23 protein-coding genes are annotated in these 23,143 nt (G+C 63.1%); 10 read left to right on the top strand and 13 right to left on the bottom strand.

Annotated features, from left to right (window positions below; all coding sequences use genetic code 11):
* Positions 1 to 8: 8 nt before the first annotated feature.
* From C4Q26_RS08650 to C4Q26_RS08640, 3 genes are read right to left on the bottom strand one after another with little or no spacing between them, the layout of a single operon-like run.
* Positions 9 to 848: an HlyC/CorC family transporter gene (locus C4Q26_RS08650; protein WP_023378556.1), complete on the bottom strand. Its 840-nt coding sequence runs from the start codon at positions 846 to 848 to the stop codon at positions 9 to 11.
* 25 nt (positions 849 to 873) lie between these two features.
* A complete protein-coding gene (gene ybeY / locus C4Q26_RS08645; RefSeq protein ID WP_023378557.1) occupies positions 874 to 1,347 on the bottom strand; it encodes an rRNA maturation RNase YbeY in 474 nt (157 codons plus the stop codon).
* Positions 1,340 to 2,338 carry a PhoH family protein gene (locus C4Q26_RS08640; RefSeq protein ID WP_023378558.1) on the bottom strand — a complete coding sequence of 333 codons (999 nt, stop codon included), beginning with the start codon at positions 2,336 to 2,338 and terminating at the stop codon, positions 1,340 to 1,342. Before C4Q26_RS08640 ends, ybeY begins: the two co-directional genes overlap by 8 nt.
* Before the next feature lie 248 nt (positions 2,339 to 2,586).
* Between C4Q26_RS08640 and C4Q26_RS08635 the strand changes: the two genes are divergently transcribed.
* The gene (locus tag C4Q26_RS08635) at positions 2,587 to 2,913 is read left to right on the top strand and encodes a DUF1820 family protein (RefSeq protein WP_016393488.1); all 327 of its coding nucleotides are present in this window, start codon (positions 2,587 to 2,589) and stop codon (positions 2,911 to 2,913) included.
* 6 nt (positions 2,914 to 2,919) lie between these two features.
* Here the strand turns inward: C4Q26_RS08635 and C4Q26_RS08630 are convergent, their stop codons facing one another.
* The 4 genes from C4Q26_RS08630 to C4Q26_RS08615 form a co-directional block, all read right to left on the bottom strand.
* Positions 2,920 to 3,465, bottom strand: a complete 546-nt coding sequence (locus C4Q26_RS08630) for a tetratricopeptide repeat protein (protein WP_023378559.1) — start codon at positions 3,463 to 3,465, stop codon at positions 2,920 to 2,922.
* A gap of 217 nt (positions 3,466 to 3,682) precedes the next feature.
* Positions 3,683 to 4,966 carry a glutamate-1-semialdehyde 2,1-aminomutase gene (hemL, locus tag C4Q26_RS08625; RefSeq protein ID WP_023378560.1) on the bottom strand — a complete coding sequence of 428 codons (1,284 nt, stop codon included), beginning with the start codon at positions 4,964 to 4,966 and terminating at the stop codon, positions 3,683 to 3,685.
* A gap of 17 nt (positions 4,967 to 4,983) precedes the next feature.
* Positions 4,984 to 5,607, bottom strand: a complete 624-nt coding sequence (gene thiE, locus C4Q26_RS08620; protein ID WP_023378561.1) for a thiamine phosphate synthase — start codon at positions 5,605 to 5,607, stop codon at positions 4,984 to 4,986.
* Positions 5,608 to 5,621: 14 nt separating this feature from the next.
* Positions 5,622 to 6,419: a hydroxymethylpyrimidine/phosphomethylpyrimidine kinase gene (locus C4Q26_RS08615; RefSeq protein WP_023378562.1), complete on the bottom strand. Its 798-nt coding sequence runs from the start codon at positions 6,417 to 6,419 to the stop codon at positions 5,622 to 5,624.
* 265 nt (positions 6,420 to 6,684) lie between these two features.
* Between C4Q26_RS08615 and C4Q26_RS08610 the strand changes: the two genes are divergently transcribed.
* From C4Q26_RS08610 to C4Q26_RS08595, 4 genes are all read left to right on the top strand, one after another.
* The gene (locus tag C4Q26_RS08610; protein WP_104882992.1) at positions 6,685 to 8,676 is read left to right on the top strand and encodes a hybrid sensor histidine kinase/response regulator; all 1,992 of its coding nucleotides are present in this window, start codon (positions 6,685 to 6,687) and stop codon (positions 8,674 to 8,676) included.
* Between the two features lie 102 nt (positions 8,677 to 8,778).
* Entirely contained in the window at positions 8,779 to 10,431 is a 1,653-nt protein-coding gene (locus C4Q26_RS08605) for an acyl-CoA dehydrogenase family protein (protein WP_023378564.1), read from the top strand.
* A gap of 871 nt (positions 10,432 to 11,302) precedes the next feature.
* Positions 11,303 to 12,766, top strand: a complete 1,464-nt coding sequence (gene amn, locus C4Q26_RS08600) for an AMP nucleosidase (RefSeq protein WP_023378565.1) — start codon at positions 11,303 to 11,305, stop codon at positions 12,764 to 12,766.
* Between the two features lie 6 nt (positions 12,767 to 12,772).
* Positions 12,773 to 13,408, top strand: a complete 636-nt coding sequence (locus C4Q26_RS08595) for a pseudouridine synthase (RefSeq protein WP_027907996.1) — start codon at positions 12,773 to 12,775, stop codon at positions 13,406 to 13,408.
* Positions 13,409 to 13,480: 72 nt separating this feature from the next.
* On the opposite strand, the gene C4Q26_RS08590 is transcribed toward C4Q26_RS08595, so the two are convergent.
* Positions 13,481 to 13,684, bottom strand: coding sequence for a DUF2788 domain-containing protein (locus C4Q26_RS08590; RefSeq protein ID WP_023378567.1), 204 nt, complete (start codon positions 13,682 to 13,684; stop codon positions 13,481 to 13,483).
* Positions 13,685 to 13,703: 19 nt separating this feature from the next.
* Positions 13,704 to 14,180 carry an Lrp/AsnC family transcriptional regulator gene (locus tag C4Q26_RS08585; RefSeq protein ID WP_016712159.1) on the bottom strand — a complete coding sequence of 159 codons (477 nt, stop codon included), beginning with the start codon at positions 14,178 to 14,180 and terminating at the stop codon, positions 13,704 to 13,706.
* Between the two features lie 395 nt (positions 14,181 to 14,575).
* Here C4Q26_RS08585 and C4Q26_RS08580 point away from each other — a divergent pair, with 395 nt between their 5' ends.
* Complete coding sequence (locus C4Q26_RS08580) at positions 14,576 to 15,415, top strand: DUF6515 family protein (RefSeq protein ID WP_027907997.1); 840 nt, start codon at positions 14,576 to 14,578, stop codon at positions 15,413 to 15,415.
* Between the two features lie 69 nt (positions 15,416 to 15,484).
* Here C4Q26_RS08580 and C4Q26_RS08575 read toward each other — a convergent pair whose 3' ends face one another.
* Entirely contained in the window at positions 15,485 to 16,354 is an 870-nt protein-coding gene (locus C4Q26_RS08575) for a cation diffusion facilitator family transporter (RefSeq protein ID WP_104882991.1), read from the bottom strand.
* A 25-nt stretch (positions 16,355 to 16,379) separates the two neighbouring features.
* Positions 16,380 to 16,799, bottom strand: a complete 420-nt coding sequence (locus C4Q26_RS08570) for a hypothetical protein (protein ID WP_023378570.1) — start codon at positions 16,797 to 16,799, stop codon at positions 16,380 to 16,382.
* Positions 16,800 to 16,917: 118 nt separating this feature from the next.
* Here C4Q26_RS08570 and hrpB point away from each other — a divergent pair, with 118 nt between their 5' ends.
* The gene (hrpB, locus tag C4Q26_RS08565; RefSeq protein WP_104882990.1) at positions 16,918 to 19,446 is read left to right on the top strand and encodes an ATP-dependent helicase HrpB; all 2,529 of its coding nucleotides are present in this window, start codon (positions 16,918 to 16,920) and stop codon (positions 19,444 to 19,446) included.
* Positions 19,447 to 19,489: 43 nt separating this feature from the next.
* Here the strand turns inward: hrpB and C4Q26_RS08560 are convergent, their stop codons facing one another.
* Positions 19,490 to 20,146 carry a YciC family protein gene (locus C4Q26_RS08560; RefSeq protein ID WP_104882989.1) on the bottom strand — a complete coding sequence of 219 codons (657 nt, stop codon included), beginning with the start codon at positions 20,144 to 20,146 and terminating at the stop codon, positions 19,490 to 19,492.
* 155 nt (positions 20,147 to 20,301) lie between these two features.
* Between C4Q26_RS08560 and C4Q26_RS08555 the strand changes: the two genes are divergently transcribed.
* Entirely contained in the window at positions 20,302 to 21,045 is a 744-nt protein-coding gene (locus C4Q26_RS08555) for a DUF2076 domain-containing protein (protein ID WP_027908000.1), read from the top strand.
* A gap of 63 nt (positions 21,046 to 21,108) precedes the next feature.
* Positions 21,109 to 21,588, top strand: coding sequence for an NYN domain-containing protein (locus tag C4Q26_RS08550; RefSeq protein WP_023378574.1), 480 nt, complete (start codon positions 21,109 to 21,111; stop codon positions 21,586 to 21,588).
* A gap of 2 nt (positions 21,589 to 21,590) precedes the next feature.
* Here C4Q26_RS08550 and C4Q26_RS08545 read toward each other — a convergent pair whose 3' ends face one another.
* Positions 21,591 to 22,049 carry an Lrp/AsnC family transcriptional regulator gene (locus tag C4Q26_RS08545; protein WP_027908001.1) on the bottom strand — a complete coding sequence of 153 codons (459 nt, stop codon included), beginning with the start codon at positions 22,047 to 22,049 and terminating at the stop codon, positions 21,591 to 21,593.
* Between the two features lie 151 nt (positions 22,050 to 22,200).
* Here C4Q26_RS08545 and yedA point away from each other — a divergent pair, with 151 nt between their 5' ends.
* Positions 22,201 to 23,121 (top strand): drug/metabolite exporter YedA, encoded by a 921-nt coding sequence (yedA, locus tag C4Q26_RS08540; protein WP_023378576.1) that lies wholly within the window; start codon positions 22,201 to 22,203, stop codon positions 23,119 to 23,121.
* Positions 23,122 to 23,143 lie beyond the last annotated feature (22 nt).

The following is a 23,143-nucleotide window of genomic DNA, read 5'->3' as shown; positions in this document are numbered from 1 at the left end:
GTTTGTCCTTAGCGGGTGATCGGTGTCAGGCGCAGCAAGTGTATCCGCCGGCTATCGGCGTTGAGAATACGGAATCTGTAGGAACCGATCTCGGTAGTCTCGTTGCGCTTTGGCAGGTGGCCAAAGGCGCTCATCACCAGGCCGCCGACCGTGTCGAACTCGTCGTCCGAGAACTCGCTGTCGAAGAACTCGTTGAAGTTGTCGATCGGTGTCAGTGCCTTGACCAGAAAGTCGCCGCTTGGCAGTGGCTTGATGTAGCTGTCTTCCTCGACATCGTGTTCGTCTTCGATGTCGCCGACGATCTGCTCGAGCACGTCCTCGATGGTCACCAGGCCCGCCACACCACCATATTCGTCGATGACGATGGCCATGTGGTTGTGATTGGCGCGGAATTCACGCAGCAGCACGTTCAGGCGCTTGGATTCCGGCACGAAGGTGGCGGGGCGCAGCAGGTCCTTGATGTTGAAACTGTCGCCGTTCTCTTTGAGGATCAGCGGCAGCAGGTCCTTGGCCAGCAAGATCCCGAGCACATCGTCATGGCTTTCGCCGATCACCGGATAGCGCGAGTGGGCGGCGTCGATCACCGCAGGCAGGAACTCACGTGGCGACTGGGTAGCCTTGATGCTGATCATCTGCGAGCGTGGCACCATGATGTCGCGCACCTGCAGGTCCGCGACCTGGATGGCACCTTCGACGATGGTCAGCGCTTCGCTGTCGAGCAGCTTGTTCTGATGGGCTTCACGCAGCAGCTCGAGGAGCTCCTGGCGGTTTTTCGGCTCATGGGCAAAAGCCTGGGTCAGTTTACCCAGCCAGGACTTCTGCCCGTTGCTCGATCGATCTTCGCTCATGGCGGTTCTCGTGATCCTTGCAGTATCAGTGTGTGATTGATTCGTTTTCATCGTCGGCATATGGGTCGGGGTGACCCAGTTCTGCCAGCAATTCCCGTTCCAGCGCTTCCATTTCCTCGGCCTCATCGTCTTCGATGTGGTCATAGCCGAGCAGGTGCAGGCAGCCGTGGATGACCAGGTGCGCCCAGTGAGCCTCCAGGGACTTGCCCTGTTCGGCGGCCTCGCGCTCGACCACTGGCACGCAAATGACCAGGTCGCCCAGTAGCGGGATATCCAGCAGGTCGTCCGGCACGTCGGCTGGGAACGACAACACATTGGTTGCGTAGTCCTTGTGCCGGTAGGTGTGGTTGAGTTCGCGGCCTTCGGTTTCGTCGACCAGGCGAATGGTCATTTCCGAGTCGGCGCTGCGCTGGCGCAAGGCCAGTTCGCACCAGCGGCGGAAGGCGGCGTCATCCGGGGCGGCAGCGTCCGTGGCCCGTTGCAGGTCGAGTTCAAGCATCTTTGCCGGGAACCTCGGGTTTTGCCTGACGGGCGTCGAAACGGTCGTAAGCTTCGACGATGCGCTGCACCAGTGGGTGACGAACCACGTCTTTGGGTTGGAAGTGGGTAAAGCTGATGCCCGGAACGTCCTTGAGCACCTCGATGACGTGGGCCAGGCCCGACTTGGTGCCGCGTGGCAGGTCGACCTGGGTGATGTCACCGGTGATCACCGCCGTCGAGCCGAAGCCGATTCGGGTGAGGAACATCTTCATCTGTTCGAGCGTGGTGTTCTGGCTCTCGTCGAGGATGATGAAGCTGTTGTTCAGTGTGCGGCCACGCATGTAGGCGAGGGGGGCGATCTCGATCACCTGGCGCTCGATGAGCTTGGCCACATGCTCGAAGCCCAGCATCTCGTAGAGCGCGTCGTAGAGCGGGCGCAGGTACGGGTCGATCTTCTGCGCAAGGTCGCCTGGCAGAAAACCGAGCTTCTCGCCGGCCTCGACGGCCGGACGCACCAGCAGGATGCGACGCACTTGCTCGCGTTCCAGGGCGTCCACGGCGCAGGCCACGGCCAGGTAGGTCTTGCCGGTACCGGCCGGGCCGATGCCGAAGTTGATGTCGTTGGCCAGGATTTCCTTGACGTAGCGCTGCTGGTTGACCCCGCGCGGGCGAATGTTGCCCTTGCGTGTACGCAACGAAACGCTCACCTCATTGACCGCCGGGTTGTCGATGTTCTCGACCGTGGACTCCTGCAGGTACAGGTGGACGGTTTCCGGCGACAGGTCGGAGGATTTGGCCTCGCGATAGAGACGTCGCAGCAGTTGCTCGGCAGCGGAGGTCGTCTTGGGTTCGCCGATCAGCTCGAATTGGTTGCCGCGGTTGCGGATTTCGATGGCCAGGCGTTGTTCGATCAGGCGCAGGTGCTCGTCGAACTGGCCGCACAGGTTGGCGAAACGGTGGGCCTCGAAAGGTTCGAGGATGAAACGATGGGGTTCTATGGGTGCGTTCAAGGTCGTTTTTTAGCCGCTCGACGGCAATGAATGTGATCTCAAGAATAACCCTTCGATGGCAGTGGCGAAAGCACTGAAACGATCAAGGGTTGGCACAAGCTATGTACTGCCCGTTCCGGCCTTGTCGCCGGCGAGCCGGCTCCGGCCGGAAGTGCGGGACTCGTGCTGGCTGGAACCGGCGGCACAGATCGATCTGCCTCTCTGCTATGATGCCCGCCTTTTCTTACGCATGTGTTATCTCCGCAAACATGAGCAAACGCGAACCCGCCATCTATAAAGTCATTTTCCTGAATCAGGGCCAGGTCTTCGAAATGTATGCCAAGCAGATCTACCAGAGCGATCTGTGGGGCTTTCTCGAAATCGAGGAGTTTGTCTTCGGCGAGCGCACCCAAGTGGTGGTCGACCCGAGCGAAGAGAAGCTCAAGAACCAGTTCGAAGGGGTGATCCGCAGCTTCGTGCCGATGCACTCGATCGTGCGTATCGACGAAGTGGAGCGTCTGGGAACGGCCAAGATCAGCGAAGCCAAGGGGGGTGGCAATGTAATGCCATTCCCGATGCCGATGCCGGAGAAGTAAGGCGTTTCAGGGAAGTGGCGAGAACGGCGTGCGCCCTTCGGCGTTCTGTAGTTCAAGCAGGTACTTGCGGAAGATCTGGCCGAGCACCTGGGTGGCATGCTCCAGCTCGTCACGGGGCATCTGCTCGGTCACTTCATCGGCCATGTCCAGTGCATCCTCGGCACCGTTGACCGCGGCCATCTTCAGCAGGATGTAGGCCTGCACGTTATTGGCCTTGACCCCTTCGCCATGGAAGAACATGGCGCCCAGGCGGTATTGGGCTTCGGCGTGACCTTGCAGCGAAGCTTTCTCGAACCAGTCCAGGGCCTTTTTCAGGTCCTTTGGCGTTTGCGTGTAGTAATACTCGCCCAGTTCGAACTGCGCTTGGGCGTCCCCGGTCGCCGCCGTCTGCTCACAGGCCTTCAAGGCATTGTGCAGGTCTTCTGGCTGAACGTTCAAAGTGCAGCGGCCCGTCGCTGGAATCAGCAACGAGTTACCGCCCTCCGCCAGGGCCAGCAGGGGCTGAAGAAGCAACAGGCAGCCCATGGTCAGGGCGCGGCCGGTGCGGTTCATGGGGATCGACTTACCTCTGCAAAGCTACGGCCAATGTCTCTGGTGGCACATTATGGGATAAGCAGCGCCAACCTTACAAAGTTTTACGCGAATTTCTGTTTGGTTGGGGAAGTCAGTGGGTGTTGCAGGCTCTTTTATTACCCGCCCCCACAGGTATTGCACAGGTTACCAGGCCTGTGAAGTACCTGCAGGAGCCGGCGGCCGGCGATCAGGGAGCTTACTTGAGCTTGGCGAAAGCGCGCTCGGCCGCATCCAGGGTGATCTGCAGCTCTTTCTCGCCGTGGGCGATCGAGGTGAAGCCGGCCTCGAACGCGCTTGGGGCCAGGTATACGCCACCTTCGAGCATCAGGTGGAAGAAGCGCTTGAAGCGCTCGGCGTCGCTGGCCATCACGTCGTCGAAGGTGACGATGTCGTCGGCGCCACTGAAGTACAGGCCGAACATGGCCCCCGCCTGGGTCGTGACGAACGGAATGCTGGCAGCATCGGCGCGCTGCTGCAGGCCATCGAGCATGCGGCTGGTGAAGGCGCTCAGTTCATCGTGGAAGCCCGGGCGGCTGATCAGTTTCAGGGTGGTCAGGCCGGCCGCCATGGCCAGTGGGTTACCCGACAGCGTGCCCGCCTGGTAGACAGGGCCCAGCGGGGCGATGCAGCCCATGATTTCGCGTTTGCCACCGAAGCAGCCGACGGGCATGCCGCCACCGACGATCTTGCCGAAGGTCGACAGGTCCGGCTTGATGCCGTAATGGCCCTGTGCGCCACCGAGGGAGACGCGGAAACCGGTCATCACTTCGTCGAAGATCAACACCACGCCGTGCTTGTCGCACTGCTCACGCAGGCCTTCGAGGAAGCCTGGAGCCGGTGGTACGCAGTTCATGTTGCCGGCCACCGGCTCGACGATGATGCAGGCGACGGTCTGACCGACTTCGGAAAGGGTCTTCTCCACCGCAGCGATATCGTTGAACGGCAGGGTCAGGGTGTGCTTGGCGAAGTCCGCCGGGACGCCGGCGGAGCTAGGCACGCCCTGAGTCAGCAAACCAGAGCCGGCCTTGACCAGCAGGCTGTCGGAGTGGCCATGGTAGCAGCCCTCGAACTTGATGATGGCGTCGCGGCCAGTGTAACCACGGGCCAGACGAATGGCGCTCATGGTCGCTTCGGTGCCCGAGCTGACCATGCGCACCATTTCCATGGACGGCACGATCGAGCAGACCAGGTCGGCCATTTCGGTTTCCATGGCGGTCGGTGCGCCATAGGACAGGCCGTGTTCGAGCTGCTTGCGTACCGATTCGAGTACGTCCGGGTGGCCGTGGCCGAGGATCATCGGGCCCCAGGAGCCGACATAGTCGACGTAGCGCTTGTCGTCCTCGTCAACCACGTAGGCGCCTTCGGCGTGCTTGAAGAACAGTGGCGTGCCGCCGACGCTCTTGAAGGCACGGACCGGCGAGTTGACGCCGCCGGGGATGTGCTTCTGGGCTTGGGCGAACAGGGATTCGGAACGGGACATGGAGTTATCTCTCGAAATCAGGAAGCGAACAGGGCGTTGAAGGCGCGGGCGCGGCGGGTAACTTCCTGCGCGCTGTCGGCACCGAACAAGCCATGGATCACCGCCAGCAGGTCTGCACCATGGGCGACCAGCGGGGCGGCGTTGTCGAGGGTGATTCCGCCGATCACGGCGATCGGTAGCTTGACCTGGGCACGGGCCTGTTCCAGCAGCTCTACGCTGGCGGCCGGCGCACCGGGCTTGGTCACCGAGTTGAAGAAGCGCCCGAAGGCCACATAGCTGGCGCCTTCGTTGGCCGCTTGTCTGGCCAGGTCGAGCTGGGCGTGGCAGGTCGAGCCGATGATGGCATGGCGGCCCAGCAGGGCGCGGGCGGGTGTCAGTGGGCCATCGGTTTGGCCCAGGTGCACGCCGACGCCCAGGCGCGCGGCTAGTTCGGCATCGTCGTTGATGATCAGCTGGGTGCCGTAGCGCTCGCAGAGCTGCTTCAGCGCCTCTGCTTCGCGCAGGCGGCGGGCGGCATCGTCGCTTTTGTCACGGTATTGCAGCAGGCACACGCCGCCTTCAAGGGCTGCCTCGACGTGGGACAGGAAACGGCCGGCGAGCAGCTGGCTGTCGGTGATCGCGTACAGACCGCGTAGCTTCATCGGAAAGCCTCGTATCAGGAACAGAAGTCCAAGGGCAGACGGCGCGGGACGAACTGGCCTTTGCCCAGTTGTTCGGCATCGCGCAGGGTTCGCCAGGTGTAGTCCAGGGCACTGCGTACGGCGCTCTGGAGCTGCTCGCCAAGTGCCAGGCGACCGGCTAGGGCACTGGCCAGCGTGCAGCCCGAACCATGGTAGCTGCCGGGCAGACGTTGGCAGGTCCAGGTGTGGCTCTGGCCGTCGCGGCTGTACAGGCGGTTATGGATTTCGTCTTCGTCACCGTGGCCACCGGTGATCAGCAGGTGTTTACAGAACGGCAACAGTTTTTCGGCACACTCGTCGGCGCTGCCGTCGGGCAGTTCGGCCAGAATGCGTGCTTCGGGTAGGTTTGGCGTGGCGATGGTGGCACGCGGCAGCAGGCGTTCGCGCAGGGCATAGCCGACCTCGTCCTTGCCCAGGCGGCCGCCGCCACCCGCGCGCAGCACGGGGTCGCAGACCAGCGGGAGGTGAGGGTGGGCGCTGAGCAGTTCGGCAACGGTGTCGACCATTTCGATCGACCCGAGCATGCCAAGCTTGACCGCAGCGACATCGGAGTCGGCCAGCACGGCGTTGGCCTGTGCCAGTACCCATTCGCGGTCGAGCACGCGGAAATCGGTAACGTTGACGGTATCCTGGACGGTCAGGGCTGTTACCGCGGGCGCGGCGTGACAGCCTTGGGCGATCAGGGCTTCGATATCTGCCTGCAGGCCGGCACCGCCACTGGGGTCGTGGCCGGAGAGACAGAGGACAACGGGGCGGGAGCTGTAGGTATTCATGGTCGGCGAGCTTACCACCAATCCCATTTGCGCGGATCGTCCTACAAACGCTATTTGTTGATCAATCGGTCAATTTATTGGTTTCGGATGTCTGCAAGCCATTGATCTAGAGCGGTTTCTTTAAAATATGAAGTGGCCCAATGCTATCGTTGAAGGCTATGCTAGAGTGCTCGGATAATTCGACTAACGGGTACTGCCGGGGTACGTCGTCTCAAAGGGATGGGGGGCAACCACGACGCGACCGGACAGGCCATGCTGGGGCTGTATGCGCTATTTGCTGATTGTGCTTCTGGGCTGGCTGCCCGTGCTGGCCGGTGCGGTCGAAATAACCGACGCGACCCGGCATCTCCCGCTTGGCAGGGTCATGCAGGTCTACGAGGACCGCGACGGCAGCGCCAGTATCGCTCAGGTCAGCGCACCTGCGTTCGCCAGCCGTTTCCGCCAGCATGGTCAGGACGTGCTCAATGCTGGTTACTCGACGTCGGTGTTCTGGCTCAAGTTCGACCTGCGTTACGCCGCTGCCCCGGGTGCGGCGCCGCGTCAGTGGCTTCTTGAACTGGCCTACCCGCCATTGGACCATCTCGAACTGTATCTGCCTGACGCCAGCGGAGCCTACCGCCTGGCCCAGCGTACCGGCGACGCGCTGCCTTACCACAGCCGGCAGATACGGCAGAACAACTACCTCTTCGAACTGCCCTTGCGCCCGGGCCAGGCGGTCACGGCCTATCTGCGCCTGCACAGCCAGGGCTCGGTCCAGGCCCCCTTGGCGCTGTGGTCGGCCGAAGCCTACATCGAAGAGCAACCTGCGCGTTTGTACGTGCTAGGGATCATCTACGGCGTTTTGCTGGTGATGCTGGTGTACAACCTGTTCATCTACCTGAGCGTTCGCGACGTCAGCTACCTCTATTACATTGCCTATATTGCGTCGTTCGGCTTGTATCAGGTATCGGTCAATGGCGCGGGCGTAGCCTACTTCTGGCCCGACAGCCCCTGGTGGGCGAATGCGGCGACGCCGATGTTCATTGGCGCTGCCGGCTTGTTCGGGTGCCAGTTCGCCCGGCATTTCCTGCAGTTGAGCAGTATTGCCCGTGGTTTCGACCGGCTGTTGCAACTGTTGATGCTGGGCGGTGCGCTGGTCATGGTGCTGGCAGTGAGCATGCCCTATGGCGTCGCCTTGCGCATGGCCACCTTGCTGGCGCTGGCGTTCACCGTGAGCATTTTCGCGGCGGGGCTTTATGCCTGGTGGCATGGCCTGCGGGTGGCGCGCTGGTTCATCATCGCCTGGTCGGCGTTCCTGCTCGGCGGCCTGGTCAACACCCTGATGGTGCTGGGCTATCTGCCGAATGTGTTCCTCACCATGTACGCCAGCCAGCTCGGCTCGGCGCTCGAGGTGGCGCTGCTGTCCTTGGCCCTGGCCGACCGGATCAACAGCCTGCGCGAGCAGCAGGCCAGCACGTTACGCGACACGGGGCGGACGTTGGAGCAATTGAACCAGCAACTGGCACGCAGTAACCGCCTGAAGGACGAGTTCCTGGCCACTGTGACCCACGAACTGCGCACGCCGATGAATGGTGTGATCGGTTCGCTTGAGTTGATGCACACGCTACCCATGGACGCGGAGATGGCTCAGTACCACCGGACGGCGGTGGGCTCGTCGCAGGACATGATGGACATGGTCGACGACATTCTCACCCTGACCGAACTCCAGGCCGGCCGCCTGCGTGTGCAAGGCACGCCGTTCAGCCTGCGGCGTCTGGTCCAGGACCTGCGGGCGGGCTACGCCGGGCGTGCGTTGGGCAAGGGTTTGTACCTGAGCCTGGACATTCCTGCAGAATTGCCTGACGCGCTGGTTGGGGACGCGCAGAAGCTGGCCCGCTGCCTGGGTTGCCTGGTGGATAACGGCCTCAAGTTCACCCATCAGGGGGGTGTCATGATTCAAGCCCGAGGCCGGCGTCTTGGCCCGGACAGCCTGTCGCTGACCTTCACGATCAGCGACAGTGGCATCGGCTTCGATGACCTGGACCAGGCGATTCTCTACCAACGCTTCTTCCAGGTGGATGGCTCGATGACCCGACGTTATGGCGGCCTGGGTATCGGCTTGTCGATCTGCCGACAGTTGGGCGAGTTGCTCGGGGCCACGTTGTCCCACGAGTCGACGCGGGGGTTGGGTAGCCGATTCGAACTGACGCTGGAGGTGGCCATCGAGCAGGTGCAGATGCCTCCCGGGCGGACGGCCTCCGGGGCAACGCGGTTCTAGGTCATTCCGTCGCCGTCTGTTTAGTCATATTTGTCACTATGACTGCCTGGCAGGGAGTGCTTCACTGGGGTTTCAGGCTTGCCCGGATCCAGGAGCTCGACGATGAACCTGCACCAGTACGCTGAAACCCACGAAGTGACGAACCAGCCGCCCTCCCTGGATGGCGCCAACCTGTACCGTCTGGACCAGCCGCTACAGGAGTGGTCGCAGCGTTGCGGCGCGGGCTGGGCGGAGTCGCGGATCGACGCCTATGGCGCCCTGGCCGGCGGACCGCTGATGGCGGCTGGCTTTCTGGCCAATGCGCACAAGCCGGAGTTCAGCAGTCACGACCGTTATGGCCATCGGATCGACCTGGTGGAATTCCACCCCGCGTATCACGAGCTGATGCGCACGGCTGTCGAGCACGGGTTGCCTTCACTGCCCTGGGCCGAACCACGCCCGGGCGCCCACGTGGCCAGAGCGTGCATGACCTACCTGCACAGCCAGGCCGAAGCCGGCACGGGCTGCCCGCTGACCATGACCTTCGCCGCGGTGCCGGCTTTGCGCGTGCAGCCGGAGCTGGCCGAGTACTGGTTACCGAAGATCCTGGCGCGGGAGTACGACCCCCGAAACGTCGGTGACCGGCACAAGGCCGGGGTTACCCTTGGCATGGCCATGACGGAAAAACAGGGCGGCACCGACGTGCGTGCCAACACCACCCGGGCCTACCCGGTTGGCGCTTCCGGGCCCGGCCAGGCGTACGAGTTGGTCGGGCACAAATGGTTCTGTTCCGCGCCCATGTGCGATGCCTTCCTGACGCTGGCCCAGACGGAAAAGGGCCTGAGCTGTTTCCTGTTGCCCCGGCATCGGCCTGACGACAGTCGTAACCAGTTCTATATCCAGCGGCTGAAGAACAAGTTGGGCAACAGCTCGAATGCTTCGAGCGAAGTGGAGTTTCGTGGTGCCTTGGCGTGGATGATCGGTGAGGAGGGGCGGGGCGTGCCGACCATCATCGAGATGGTGGCCATGACCCGTTTCGACTGCATGGTGGGTTCCAGTGCCTTGATGCGGCAGGCGTTGACCCAGGCGGCCCATCATTGCGCGTATCGCAAGGTGGGTGGCCGGGTATTGAGCGAGCAGCCGTTGATGCAGAACGTGCTGGCTGACCTGGCCCTGGAAAGCGAGGCGGCGCTGGCCTTGAGCTTGCGCATGGGGCAGGCGCTCGATCAGTTGGACGATCCTCAGCAAGCGCACTTCGCGCGGTTGGTGACGGCGGTGGGCAAGTATTGGATCTGCAAGCGGGCGCCGGGGATGATCAACGAAGCGGCGGAGTGCCTTGGGGGCGCGGGTTATGTCGAGGAGAGCATCTTGCCCCGGCTGTACCGAGAGGCGCCGGTCAACTCGACTTGGGAGGGTTCTGGGAACGTGCAGTGTCTGGATGTGCTGCGGGCGTTGTCCAAGGAGCCGGGAGTGTTGGACGCGTTGTTCGCCGAGTTGGGCGATGGCCATGGTGACCCGCGGCTTGCAGCGCATATTGGCAATCTCAAGGGGGCTTTTGCCGACACCGGAGACATTCAATACCGCGCCCGGCAGTTGACCGAAGATATTGCGCTGGCGCTGCAGGCCAAATTGTTGCTGGAGGCAGGTAATACAGCGGTGAGTGATGCATTCATTGGCAGCCGGTTGTGCACGGGTGGCCGGGTGTATGGGGCGTTGCCCAGGGGTATTGATGTAGGAGCGCTCGTGGCGAGAGCTACGCCTGTTTGGTCAAATTGAGAAGCGCCTCATTTTGAGTTCTTGCTCTTGCTCTTGCTTTTGCTCTGCTTTTGCTTCTAATGCGCGATAGTCCAGACGCCACGAATTGCGACGTCAGGAGGCCGAGCGTAGGGCTTGCGGAGGGAGGTGACGGGCATGGATGCCCGTCAAGCGCTGCGGCCCAGGATGGGCCGTTCAGCGCGGTCCTCCCGGGAGCAAGACCGTAGCGAGGGGACCCCGAAGCGCAGCGTAGGGGCCGGATGATAGGAGCCAACGGTTTTGGTTACTTTGGCCACGACCAAAGTAACCCGCCGGAAGGGCGGAAAGGTGAATAGGCGCCTCCATGGCAAATGGATATTCACGCTATTTGAATGCCAGTACCAAGTATTCGCTTTGAGGTTTGAGGTTTGAAGTTTGGTATTTAGATTTATGAGCATATCCATTTGCCAAGGCGACGCTCAATCACCTTTCCGCTCTTACAGCGGGTCACTTTTTGGCAGACGCCCCAAAAAGTAACCAAAAAAGTCTGGCTCCTATCATCCGGCCCCTACGCTGCGCTCCGGGGTTCCCTCACTCCGGCCTTGCTCCGGGAGGACCGCGCTGAACGGCCCATCCTGGGCCGCAGCGCTTGACGGGCATCCATGCCCGTCACCTCCCTGCGCAAGGCCTGCGTTCGGCCTCCTGACGTCGCAATTCGTGGTGTCTGGACTATCGCGCACGAAAAGCCAGAGCAACAGCCAGAGCACAAGCCACAGCACAGCCAGAGCACAAGCCACAGCGACAGCCAGAGCGACAGCCAAGCCAGAGCGAGATACTCCTGATCAATGGGGATGTAATTACCCGCGAAGGTAGGCAAGATGACTCCCATGCATGTCCAGACAGGAAGCCCAGTGTGAGCCAAGCTTTTGTAGTCGTTGATACCCCCGAACAGGCCGTCGATCGTCTGGCGGCCTTGCATGAACAGGCCACCGGGGCCCTCAGCCAGGCCCTGAAGCTTTACCTGAAGGACCGTACCCAGCCCAATGACGACGAGCGGGCCTTGTTCCGCTACCCGGCCCTGCGCCTGACCTACTACAGCCATGGCGAAGTCGCCGCCACCACCCGGGCCTACGCCAAAGTCCAGGTAGCCGGCACCTACAGCGTTACCGTCACCCAACCCGCCGCGTTCAGAAGCTACCTCCTGGAACAGCTGCGCCCGCTGATGAGCGACTACACCGTAACGGTGGAAGTCGGTGTCAGCGAACAGAACATCCCATACCCCTACGTGGTCGACCAAGGCGACGAACTCGCCGGCAGCGGCATCACCGCCGCAGAACTCGCGCGGGTATTCCCCAGCACCGACCTGTCAGCCGCCACCGACAACATCGCTGACGGCCTGTGCGACTGGGGCAGCGCCGAAACCCTGCCGCTGGCGCTGTTCGACGCCGCCCGCGTCGACTTCTCGCTGCGCCGCCTGGTGCACTACACCGGCAGTGACTGGCGCCACATGCAGCCGTGGATCCTGCTGACCAACTACCACCGCTATGTCGACCAGTTCATCAGCCACGGCCTGGAGCAATTGCGCGAGGACCCACGCTTCGTACGCATGGTGTTGCCAGGCAATGTAGTGATCGAGAAGGGCATGGACCACGGTGAGGCCCAAGCGCTGGTCGCCAGCGTCGTCTGGCACCGTTACCAGATGCCGGCCTACCACCTCATCGCCGGCGATGGTGATGGCATCACCCTGGTCAACATCGGTGTCGGCCCGTCCAACGCCAAGAACATCACCGACCACCTGGCGGTGCTGCGCCCGCACTGCTGGCTGATGATCGGCCACTGTGGCGGCCTGCGACAGTCGCAGACCATCGGCGATTACGTGCTGGCCCACGCCTACATGCGCCGCGACGGTATCCTCGACCGGGTCGTGCCGCCGAACATTCCGATTCCGGCCCTGGCGGAAGTGCAACTGGCACTGCAGGAAGCCGCGGCGCAGGTGACCGGCGAGCGTGGCGAGGCCTTGAAGAAGCGCCTGCGCACCGGCACCGTGCTGACCTACGACGACCGCAACTGGGAGCTGCGTTGGGCCCAGGAGCGTCCGCTGATCAACCTGTCCCGCGCCGTGGCGGTGGACATGGAAAGCGGCACCATCGCCGCCCAGGGCTACCGCCTGCGTGTGCCGTACGGCACCTTGCTGTGTGTTTCGGATAAGCCGCTGCACAGCGAGATCAAATTGCCTGGCTCGGCCAATGCCTTCTACAACCGCGCCGTCAGCCAGCACCTCAAAATCGGCATCGCTGCCCTCGATCTGTTGCGTACCGAGCTCAATTCGTTGCACTCGCGTAAACTGCGCAGCTTCGATGAGCCGCCGTTCCGCTGAGGATCCATGCCCCTGCCACCCCGTTCCAAGCCGCGCCGTCCCTCGGCGCGGCCTGCCGGTCCACGTCGCCAACCCAAGGCGCCGCCGGCCGAGCCCCGCCTGATCCTGTTCAACAAGCCGTTCGACGTGCTGACCCAGTTCAGTGACGGCGAAGGGCGTGCCACCCTCAAGGACTACATCGACATCCCGGGCGTCTATCCAGCCGGGCGGCTGGATCGTGACAGCGAAGGCCTGCTGCTGCTGACCAACGACGGTGGACTGCAAGCGCGCATCGCCGATCCGAAGCACAAGTTGGCCAAAACCTATTGGGTGCAGGTCGAAGGCGAGCCGAGCGACGAGCAATTGCAGCGGCTGCGCGACGGCGTGGAACTCAACGACGGGCCCACCTTGCCAGCACAAGCGCGGCGCCTGGATGAGCCTGATCTGTGGCCGCGCAATCCGCCGGTGCGGTTTCGCAAGAGCGTGCCGACCAGTTGGCTGGAGCTGGTGATTCGCGAGGGGCGCAACCGCCAGGTGCGGCGGATGACGGCAGCGGTAGGGCTGCCTACCTTGCGTCTGGTGCGGGTACGTATTGGTGACTGGACCCTGGATGGCCTGGACCAGGGCTGCTGGCGCGAGGTGGCGCCAAAGCTCGTGCGCTAACCCAGCGCCGTCGGCAGGGGCAACACCGCCCCTGCAGGAGCTGGCTTGCCGGCGCTGAGCTCCGCCAAACCGCTAAACCCCCTCCAGAAACCCCACCACCACGCTCTTGATGATGAAGGCCAGTACACCCAGGCCCAACACGAAGAACAGAATCAGCGTACCAAAACGCCCCGCCTTGGATTTCTTGGCCAGGTCCCAGACGATGAAGCCCATGAAACCGATCAGCACGGTCACCAGGACGATCATCATCCACTCTTCAAATACAGCCGGATCCATCTGTTTTCTCCTGTTGCGATCAGCGCAGGTGGGTCAGCGGCATTTCGGTGCTGGCCAGCACCTGGTTGAGCACGAAGCTCGAACGCACGCTGGTGACGCCTTCGATACGGGTCAGGCTGCCTAGGAGCAACTTCTGGTAATGGTCCATGTCGGGCACCACGACCTTCAGTTGATAGTCAGCGTCCATTCCCGTGACCAGGCTGCATTCCAGCACCTGGGGCAGGTTGCGGATGGCGGCTTCGAAGGTTTCGAAACGCTCCGGGGTGTGACGGTCCATGCCGATCAATACATAGGCAGTCAGGCTCAGGCCGAGTTTCTTGCGGTCGAGCAGGGCGACCTGGCGCGAGATATAGCCGTCGTCTTCCAGTTGCTTGACCCGACGCGAGCATGGGGAGGGCGAAAGACCGATACGTTCTGCCAGCTCCTGGTTGGAGATGCGTGCGTCACGCTGCAATTCGGCGAGGATGCTCAGGTCGTAGCGGTCAAGCTTGCTCATGGGAAAGGCCTTTTCTGTTCAGATTGCGATGAATTATCAATCCAGGGTGAAAAATTGCGCAAGTGCTATTTATCCGAGCAATCTTCGCAATCATCTGCTGCACCGTCTCCCGTATCGTTACTCACAGAATCACTGCCCGGACATGAGTCCACGGCGACGCGCCCTAGGCGGGCGGTCGCGGCCAGCCATCCAACAGGATCCGCCAGGCCCCCGGGCTACACACCGTCCAGAAGACGATGTGAGGTGAGCCGGTGCCACAAGCACCGAGCACGGACGACAATTCCCAAAGGGAGGCCCAGCGGCCTCCCTTTTTTCATGCCTGCGTTTTTCATCTGCCCTTGCCATGGGCGCGGTAGACTGGCGGCCAGTGCAGTGCATTCACCGAGAGGAACAACATGAAGTCGCGCATCTGGCAGTTGGCAGGTGTTGGTGTGTTGGGGCTGGGCATCAGCTTGGGCGCTTTGGCCCAAGGGCCGGGCGAGGGCTATGGCGGTCAGGGCGACACCCCCCAGCAAGGCGCCAATGGTGGCGCCCCAGGCCGTGCGCTCAACTCGCGCGACGAAGTGCGTCAAACTCAACCTGCGCGACAGGGTTACTACCAGGACATCCCGCGTCGCAATGGCGAGGTGCGTTCGTGGGAGGCGGGTGGCCCAGGTCAGCGGCCTGGGGGCGACTGGCATGGGCGTCCGGACGGGCATGGCAATGGCTGGGGGCCTGGGCCGCAGTACCGCCCTGGGCATACGGTAGACCGCTTCCCCGACCGTTACTGGAAGGTGCCCTACCGTGGGCAGGATTACTTCTACTCGGGCGGTTACTGGTATCGCCCTCATGGGGGCCGCTATATCGTGGTGACCCCGCCGTATGGTGTGCGGGTCGATTACCTGCCGCCTTACGCCCGCGAAGTATGGCTGGGCGGGGCGTTGTTCTTCCTGGTGGCCGATACCTATTACCAGTACCTGGCCGACAGCCGCGAATATGTAGTGGTCAACCCGCCTGTGGCCAGGCCTGCACCGGTAGTGCCCGCCGCCAACGGTTATGACGTGGTGGCCTACCCGATGTATGGCCAGGGGCAGGAGCAGCAGGATCAGGATCGCTACCAGTGCCACCGCTGGGCCGTAAGCCAGTCGGGGTTCGACCCCGCGAACGCCAGCTATGCGCCCGCCGCCAACGTGGCGGACACCTACCGACGTGCGCTGGGCGCTTGTCTGAGTGGGCGGGGATACAGCATCAACTGAGGCTGTGTGTCGCCTGGATAGACCCTATCGCCGGCCAGCCGGCTGCCGCACCCGTTGGCGATAGGGGGCTCAGACAGGGTCCGCATGCACCATCACATCCGCCTTCGGATACCGCTGGCGGATCGCCGCAGATGCTGCCACGCACAATGCATGTGCCTCGTGCAGCGGCAGTTCCCCGGGCAGCTCCAGATGCAGTTGCACGAACCATTGGTTGCCTGACATACGCGTGCGCAGGTCATGCACGCCTTTTACCCCAGGCACCGCCAGCACTTGTTCGGCCATGCCTTCGGCGACATCCGCAGGCAGCTCCTGGTCCATGAGGATCGCCGTGCTCTCCCGGGCAATCTGCAGCGCGCTCCAAAGGATGTATACCGCGATGCCGAGGCCGAACAGCGCATCCACTTGTGGCCAGCCGAAGCGGGCCAGCACCAGGGCCAGCAGGATGCTGCCATTGAGCAGCAGGTCAGAGCGGTAGTGCAGCGAATCGGCGTGTACGGCCGTGGAGCCGGTCAGGCGGATGACCTTGTGCTGCAAGGCCAGCAACGCCACGGTCAGTACCAGCGACAGCAACATCACGGCGATGCCGATGCTGGTGTCGCCCAGAGGCTGCGGTGTCTGCAGGCGCTCGACCGCTTGCACCGCGATCAGCACCGCGCTGCCACCGATGAACAATGCCTGGGCCATGCCGGCCAGGGCTTCGGCCTTGCCATGGCCGAAACGGTGGTCGTCATCGGCCGGGCGCAAGGCGTAGTGCACGGCCAGCAGGTTGAGGAACGAGGCGACGGCGTCCAGCGCCGAGTCGGTCAAGCCCGCCAGCAGGCTCACCGAGCCGCTGAGCCACCAGGCGACCGCCTTGCTCAGGACCAGGATGCTGGCCACGGCCAATGAGGCGCGGGTAGCCAGGCGCAGCAGGCGTTGGTGTTCAGCCGGGGTGATCATGCCGGAGGCGATGTCCTTGTGTGGTTCAGGCGGCCGGGACCAGGCCGTAAGCGGCCAGTTGCTCGACGCTGCCACGGTGCTGGATCAAGCGCGGGTCGTTCAGCGGCAAGCGCTGGCCCAGCTCGCTTTCGAGAATGGCCTGCAGCTTGAGGTTGTCGACCTTGCCGTCGGGCGTGACGGCTTGGCGCAGTTTCTCCGGCGCGACCTGGGCCGTGGTGCCGCCGGGGTAATAGATGGCACCGGTGGCGAAGTCCACGCCGAAGGCGATCAGGCCAGGAATGACATAGAACAGGATACCGATGGCATCGAGCGCGGCGACCACAGGGTCGATCTTGCCTTCGATCTGACCGCGACGGTCAGGGTAGAACAGCGTGCCACAGGCCGTCAGCTGGGTCAGCAGGGTGGCGATGAGTACGCTGCCAATGACGCGGGAAGGGATACGCATGTGAATCTCCGAAAAAGGTGTACTGCAAGGCTAGGCGTTACGCCAGCACCTGATGCTAAGACCATGATAGAGCAGGCTCGGTTCGCCGTTATACTCGGACGATTGTTCGAGGACCACCATGATTTCATTACCAATCGATGCTGTCTTGCCCGCCCTGCGCCGGGCGCTGGAAAACCGTGACGAAGCGGTGCTCGAAGCGCCTCCCGGTGCGGGCAAGACCACCCGGGTACCCTTGGCGTTGCTGGACGAACCTTGGCTGGCCGGCCAGACCATCCTCATGCTCGAACCCCGTCGCCTGGCCGCCCGTGCGGCGGCCGAGCGCCTGGCCAGCGAGCTGGGCGAGAAGGTCGGGGAAACCGTGGGCTACCGCATCCGGCTGGACAGCAAGGTGGGCCCCCATACCCGCATCGAAGTGGTCACCGAAGGTATCCTCACGCGGCGCCTGCAGGCTGACCCGGCGCTGGACGGGGTGGGCTTGCTGATTTTCGACGAGTTCCACGAACGCAGCCTGGACGCCGACCTGGCCCTGGCGCTGAGCCTCAACGGCCGCGAACTGCTGCGCGACGAGCCGCCGCTGAAGATCCTGCTGATGTCCGCGACCTTGGAAGGCGAACGCTTGTCGCGGCTGCTGGACGATGCGCCGGTGGTCAGCAGCGAGGGTCGCATGCACCCTGTGGATATCCATTGGGGGCGCCCGTTCCAACCCGGTGAATTCATCGAGCCACGGGTTGTGGACAGTGTGCTCCAGGCCTTGGCGGACCAGACCGGCAGCCTGTTGGTGTTCCTGCCCGGTCAGGCCGAGATTCGACGTGTCAACCAGAGCCTTCGCGATGCCCTCGGCGAACGTCCCGAGATCCTGCTGTGCCCATTGCACGGCGAACTCGACCTCAACGCCCAGCGTGCGGCCATCGACCCTGCGCCCAAAGGCCAGCGCAAGGTGGTGCTGGCCACCAATATCGCTGAAACCAGTCTGACCATCGACGGTGTGCGCGTGGTCATCGACGCCGGCTTGGCACGCGTCCCGCGTTTCGACCCAGGCAGTGGCATGACGCGCCTGGACACGCAGCGCATCTCGCGGGCCAGTGCCACCCAACGTGCCGGGCGGGCTGGACGTCTGGAGCCGGGGGTGTGCTACCGACTGTGGTCCGAAGCCCAGCACGACCAGCTGGCGGCCCACGGCAGTGCCGAAATTCTTCAGGCCGACCTGGCAGGCCTGGCCCTGCAACTGGCGCGATGGGGGGTTGAACCAGGGCAACTGCGCTGGCTCGACCAGCCACCGACTGCTGCGTTCGCTCAAGCCCGGGACCTGCTGGCACGGCTGGGCGCGTTCAAGCCGGGCAGCCGCGATCATCTCAGCGAGCACGGCCAGGCCATGGCCGAGCTGCCTGCCCACCCGCGCATTGCGCACCTGCTGTTGCGCGGGCAGAGCCTGGGGTTGGCCGACATGGCCTGCGATGTCGCCGCCTTGCTGGGCGAGCGCGATATCCAGCGCGGGGCTGGCGCCGACTTGCACAGCCGACTGGCGCTGGTCAGCGGCGAGGCCAAGGCCGGTCGTGACAGCCAAGGGGGCGTGCAGCGTGCGCGCCAGCTGGCCCGTCAGTACCGGGGGCTGTTGCGCGGCAAGGCCGCAGCGGCGGTTACCGACCCTGATCATCCTCGTTGGCTCGGTGCGCTGTTGGCGCTGGCCTATCCCGATCGGGTCGCTCAGCAGCGCCGCGAGGGCGGTGCCGAGTATCGCCTGGCCAATGGCCGCGCAGCGCTGTTCGCCGAGGTCGATGCTCTGATGAAGTGTCCATGGCTGGTGATCGCCGACCTGGGCAGCCGTCAGGGGCAGCGGGAAGAGCGCATCTACCTGGCGGCCGAGTTCGACCCGGCGCTGTTGGACGGCGTGCTGGCCGAGCAGGTCGATGTCCTCGATATCCTTGACTGGGACGAGCGGGAGAACGTTTTGCGTGCCGAGCGTCAGCGCAAAGTGGGCGAACTGGTACTCAGTCGCGAACCCTTGCCTGGTTTGGATGAAGAGGCGCGAACCAAGGCCCTGCTCGGTTTGGTGCGACGCAAAGGCCTCAACCTGCTGACCTGGACGCCGGAACTGCGCCAGTGGCAGGCGCGTATTGCGTTGTTGCGCCAGCTCGATCTCGCGCAGGACGGCCAAAGCGAATGGCCTGATCTGAGCGACGAGGCATTGTTGGCGAGCCTCGATGTCTGGCTGCAGCCGTACCTGGGCAACGTGTCGCGGCTGAGCCATTTTGCCGCGCTGGATGTGTCCTCGATCCTGCGCAACCTGCTGCCCTGGCCGTTGCCGCAACGTCTGGATGAGCTGGCGCCGCAATCGCTGACAGTGCCTTCGGGTTCGAACATCAGGCTCGATTACAGCGAGTACCCGCCGATTCTCGCCGTGCGCCTGCAAGAGCTTTTTGGCTTGGCGGATACGCCACGTCTTGCGCAAGGACGCCTGCAGGTGAAGCTGCACTTGCTGTCACCCGCGCGCCGACCGGTGCAGGTCACTCAGGATCTGGCCAACTTCTGGCGCACGACCTATGCCGAAGTGAAGAAAGACTTGAAAGGACGTTACCCGAAGCACTACTGGCCGGATGACCCGCTGGTGGCCGAGGCCACGGCGCGGGCCAAACCACGCGGCACGTGACAGCGCCGGCACCGTTGCTGAAATGGGCGGTGCCGGTCAGGTATCACGCGCCAGCTTCGCCTTCGAGCAGCATGAACAGGCGGTAGAGCACCACGGTGCTGAACAGTTGCAAGAACCCGCTGAGGCTGTCCATGGCCAGCTTGGCGGCCGGCGAAGGCTCTGCAATGGCCATCAGCAGCGTGCCATCGATCAGCCAGATCGGCGCCAGCACGCCCACCACGCAGATCATGATGCGCATGAAATGGCCGGTGGTCATCCGCGCGCTTTCGCGCATCGCTTGCACCACTGGCAGGCCGCGCAGAACCAGCAGGTACTCGGCGAACACCAGGTTGATCATGATCCACACGCCCGGGAAGATGAACAGCGCCAGGCCCGCCATGATCAGCAGCGAGCTGATCAGGATCAGCAGCGCCAGTTGCGGCCACAGCTGCACGGCGCGGGCGAACAGGTTGCGCTTGGGGATGTCCTGGCCGTTGCTGCGGGTGTCCAGGTAGAGGATCAGCGCCGCGCTGTAGAGCGGGTAGAACAGAAGACTGACCAGCATGCCGTAGGCAGGTGAGGCCTGCTCGCCCATTTGCCGGTACAGCAGTTGAGTCAGCAGGGCTTCGAGCACCACCAGTGGCAGGCACAGCGCAATGATGCTCTTTAAGTGGCGGCGGAAGAAGTACAGGGAGTCGCGCAGAACGCTCAGCGGATTCATCAGTCAACATCGCATGGCTGTAGAAGCAGGGGCCTTACTTTAGCCCAGAGCGGCCAGTTGCTAAAAAATGTTTCACCGTCTCGATGATTGAATCCTCTGGTTACGCGCCCCATCTTTGACACATCCGATGTCCTGCTCCCCCATGAGGTAGCTCCATGAACACTGAAGAACAAACCCTGATCGACGGCCTGTTCGGTCGCATCAAGCAAGCCGAGGACCCGAGCCAGCCTCGCGATGCCCAGGCCCAGGCGCGCATCGAGGACCACCTGCGACAGCAACCGGCCGCGCCTTACTACATGGCCCAGGCCATTCTGGTCCAGGAGGCTGCGATCAAGCGCCTGGACGAGCAGAACAAACAGCTCGAAGCCGAACTCAAGCAAGCCCGTGCCCAGCTCGAGGCAACCCGCAGCAGCAACAGCAGCAGCGGTGGTTTCCTGTCCAGCATCTTCGGCGCAGGCACACGCAACCCAGAGCCGGTTCAGCAACCTCAACGCCCAGCAGCGCCTGCTTCCGGTGGAGGCGGCTGGCGCGAGCCGTCCGCACCTGGGTTCTCCCAGCCCCCTGTGCAGCAGCCAGGTTTCGGTGCAGCCCCGGCCCGCAGTGGTGCCAGCAGCTTCCTCGGCGGTGCCATGCAGACCGCGGCCGGTGTGGCGGGCGGCGTCTTGCTGGCGCAGGGCATCAGCAGCCTGTTCAACCATCACTCGCAGCCGGATGAGGTGGTCGAGGTGATCAAGGAAGAACCGGCCCCGGCCAGCGACAACGGTGGTTGGAACGACGCTTCCGAGCCTCGGCAGGTCGCCGACAACGGTGGCTGGGGCGCTGATCAGGGGGGGTATGCGGATACCGACTATGGCAGCGATGACGGCGGGTTCTTCTCCGACGACGACACCTTCGTCTGACCGGTCTGGCATACTGGAGGCATTTCAGGGGTGCGTTGCGCCCCTTCCTGCCGAGAGTGAGTCGTGAAGAAGATCGCGCTGTTCGCCGATGTGCAGAACCTCTACTACACCGTGCGCCAGGCCTACGGTTGCCACTTCAATTACACCGCGCTATGGGCCGATGTGTGTCGCGAGGGCGAGATCGTCGAAGCTGTGGCGTACGCCATCGACCGTGGCGACACCAAACAACAGCAATTTCAGCAGATCCTGCGCAACCTCGGTTTCGATGTACGTCTCAAACCCTTCATCCAGCGCAGCGATGGCTCGGCCAAGGGCGACTGGGACGTGGGTATCACCCTGGATGTGATCGATGCCGCCAGCCGTGTCGACCAAGTGGTGCTGGCCTCAGGCGATGGCGATTTCGACCTGTTGCTCGAGCGCGTGATCCAGCGCCATGGCACCGAGGCGGTGGTCTATGGCGTGCCAGGGCTGACCGCGTTGTCGCTGATTCGCGCCGCCAGCCGCTACGTACCTATCGAGGGGCGCCTGTTGCTGCGCCATTGAACTCAGCTTTTCTTGCCATTGCTCTGCAGGTGATCCAGCGGCACCCGCCGTTCCACCGCGCTGGACAGAATGATCGAGGTCTTGCTGAAACCCAGCTGCGAAACGCGGTTGATCAACGCTTCCAGTTCAAGCATCGAACCCACGGCAGCCTGCATTATCACGCAAGGGTCGCCGGTCACCCGGTGGCACTCGGTCAGCTCGGGTATGCGGGCCAGCTCGTCGTAGCTCTGTTGATTGCCATGGCTGGCCAGCCGCAATTCGATCACGCACTGTATCGGCAGGCCGATCTTGGCCAGGTTGACCTTGGCCGTGTAGCCAGAGATGACCCCTGTGGCTTCAAGCTTGGCCACCCTTTCCGCGACCGCCGGCGCCGAAAGATTCACCTGGCGAGCCAGTTGTGCGTAGGTGGCCCGTCCGTTTTCGAGCAGGGCGGCGAGCAGCATGCGGTCGTATTTGTCCATCTGAGGTTCCTGCTTTGCATTCAACGGCAAAATGGCCGAACAAACGTTCATTGCAAAGTATAAGGGCGTGTTAAACGTGTTTTGTAACTTAAGTTTGCACGGAAGCCTTTCTAAACTAAGTCACCCGTAAACGGATTTCGAGTCTTTTTCCATGCCTGCCTCCCGTCGCCTTCCCTGGTTGCTCATTGGTGCCTTCCTGGCCTTGTATCTGGTCTGGGGTTCCACCTACCTGTTCATCCGCATCGGTGTCGAAACCTGGCCGCCGATGCTCATGGCCGGGGTGCGATTTTTGATTGCCGGTAGCCTGTTGTATGGCTTCCTGCGCTGGCGTGGGGTGCCGGCACCGAGCTGGACGCAGTGGCGTGCGGCAGGCGCCATCGGCTTTCTGTTGCTCAGTTGCGGCAATGGCGGTGTGACCCTTGCCGAGCATGCCGGGGTTGCATCGGGTGTGGCGGCCTTGGCGGTTGCCACCGTGCCCCTCTTCACCTTGCTGTTCGGGCTGCTGTTCGGTCACCGCAACTCGCGGTTGGAGTGGGCGGGGATCGTCCTTGGCCTGGTCGGTATCGGGCTGCTGAACCTGGGGTCGAACCTGCAAGCCAGCCCCATGGGCGCGGCACTCATCCTGTTCGCGGCGGCGGCCTGGGCGTTCGGCTCGGTGTGGAGCAAAAACCTGCCCTTGCCCCAGGGCGCGATGGCCAGTGCCGCCGAGATGCTGGTCGGCGGCGCGGTATTGCTGCTGGGCAGTGCCCTGAGCGGCGAGCGCTTGACGCAGATGCCCACCGCAGCCGGTTGGGGCGCGCTTGCCTACCTGGTGTTCTTCGGCTCGATCCTGGCCTTCAGTGCCTACATGTACCTGCTCAAGCACGTACGTCCGGCGGCAGCGACCAGCTATGCCTATGTCAATCCGGCGGTTGCGGTGTTGCTCGGCATCGTCTTTGCCGGTGAGACCATTGGCGCCGAAGAATGCCTGGCCATGGCGGTGATCATTGGCGCGGTAGTGCTGATCGGCCTGCCACAGTGGCGCAGGCCGCCGCAGCCCGTGCAGCCGTTGAAAGGCGAAATCTGCAAGTAGGGTGGGGTGTTGCGGTAAACTT

It is taken from the genome of Pseudomonas sp. SWI44 (genome assembly GCF_002947915.1).
Taxonomy (GTDB): domain Bacteria; phylum Pseudomonadota; class Gammaproteobacteria; order Pseudomonadales; family Pseudomonadaceae; genus Aquipseudomonas; species Aquipseudomonas taiwanensis.
Note: the sequence above shows the minus strand (reverse complement) of the source record. Positions and strands in the feature narration are given on the sequence as shown.

Excerpts from the sequence above, each read along its gene's own strand:
- C4Q26_RS08575 (WP_104882991.1), bottom strand. The coding sequence starts at position 16,354 with ATGATCACCCCGGCTGAACACCAACGCCTGCTGCGCCTGGCTACCCGC.
- C4Q26_RS08650 (WP_023378556.1), bottom strand. The coding sequence starts at position 848 with ATGAGCGAAGATCGATCGAGCAACGGGCAGAAGTCCTGGCTGGGTAAA.
- C4Q26_RS08610 (WP_104882992.1), top strand. The coding sequence starts at position 6,685 with ATGCGCTATTTGCTGATTGTGCTTCTGGGCTGGCTGCCCGTGCTGGCC.
- C4Q26_RS08590 (WP_023378567.1), bottom strand. The coding sequence starts at position 13,684 with ATGGATCCGGCTGTATTTGAAGAGTGGATGATGATCGTCCTGGTGACC.
- C4Q26_RS08560 (WP_104882989.1), bottom strand. The coding sequence starts at position 20,146 with ATGAATCCGCTGAGCGTTCTGCGCGACTCCCTGTACTTCTTCCGCCGC.
- C4Q26_RS08605 (WP_023378564.1), top strand. The coding sequence starts at position 8,779 with ATGAACCTGCACCAGTACGCTGAAACCCACGAAGTGACGAACCAGCCG.
- C4Q26_RS08580 (WP_027907997.1), top strand. The coding sequence starts at position 14,576 with ATGAAGTCGCGCATCTGGCAGTTGGCAGGTGTTGGTGTGTTGGGGCTG.
- thiE (WP_023378561.1), bottom strand. The coding sequence starts at position 5,607 with ATGAAGCTACGCGGTCTGTACGCGATCACCGACAGCCAGCTGCTCGCC.
- C4Q26_RS08630 (WP_023378559.1), bottom strand. The coding sequence starts at position 3,465 with ATGAACCGCACCGGCCGCGCCCTGACCATGGGCTGCCTGTTGCTTCTT.
- C4Q26_RS08585 (WP_016712159.1), bottom strand. The coding sequence starts at position 14,180 with ATGAGCAAGCTTGACCGCTACGACCTGAGCATCCTCGCCGAATTGCAG.
- hemL (WP_023378560.1), bottom strand. The coding sequence starts at position 4,966 with ATGTCCCGTTCCGAATCCCTGTTCGCCCAAGCCCAGAAGCACATCCCC.
- yedA (WP_023378576.1), top strand. The coding sequence starts at position 22,201 with ATGCCTGCCTCCCGTCGCCTTCCCTGGTTGCTCATTGGTGCCTTCCTG.
- C4Q26_RS08595 (WP_027907996.1), top strand. The coding sequence starts at position 12,773 with ATGCCCCTGCCACCCCGTTCCAAGCCGCGCCGTCCCTCGGCGCGGCCT.
- C4Q26_RS08635 (WP_016393488.1), top strand. The coding sequence starts at position 2,587 with ATGAGCAAACGCGAACCCGCCATCTATAAAGTCATTTTCCTGAATCAG.
- C4Q26_RS08570 (WP_023378570.1), bottom strand. The coding sequence starts at position 16,799 with ATGCGTATCCCTTCCCGCGTCATTGGCAGCGTACTCATCGCCACCCTG.
- C4Q26_RS08545 (WP_027908001.1), bottom strand. The coding sequence starts at position 22,049 with ATGGACAAATACGACCGCATGCTGCTCGCCGCCCTGCTCGAAAACGGA.
- C4Q26_RS08615 (WP_023378562.1), bottom strand. The coding sequence starts at position 6,419 with ATGAATACCTACAGCTCCCGCCCCGTTGTCCTCTGTCTCTCCGGCCAC.
- ybeY (WP_023378557.1), bottom strand. The coding sequence starts at position 1,347 with ATGCTTGAACTCGACCTGCAACGGGCCACGGACGCTGCCGCCCCGGAT.
- hrpB (WP_104882990.1), top strand. The coding sequence starts at position 16,918 with ATGATTTCATTACCAATCGATGCTGTCTTGCCCGCCCTGCGCCGGGCG.
- C4Q26_RS08555 (WP_027908000.1), top strand. The coding sequence starts at position 20,302 with ATGAACACTGAAGAACAAACCCTGATCGACGGCCTGTTCGGTCGCATC.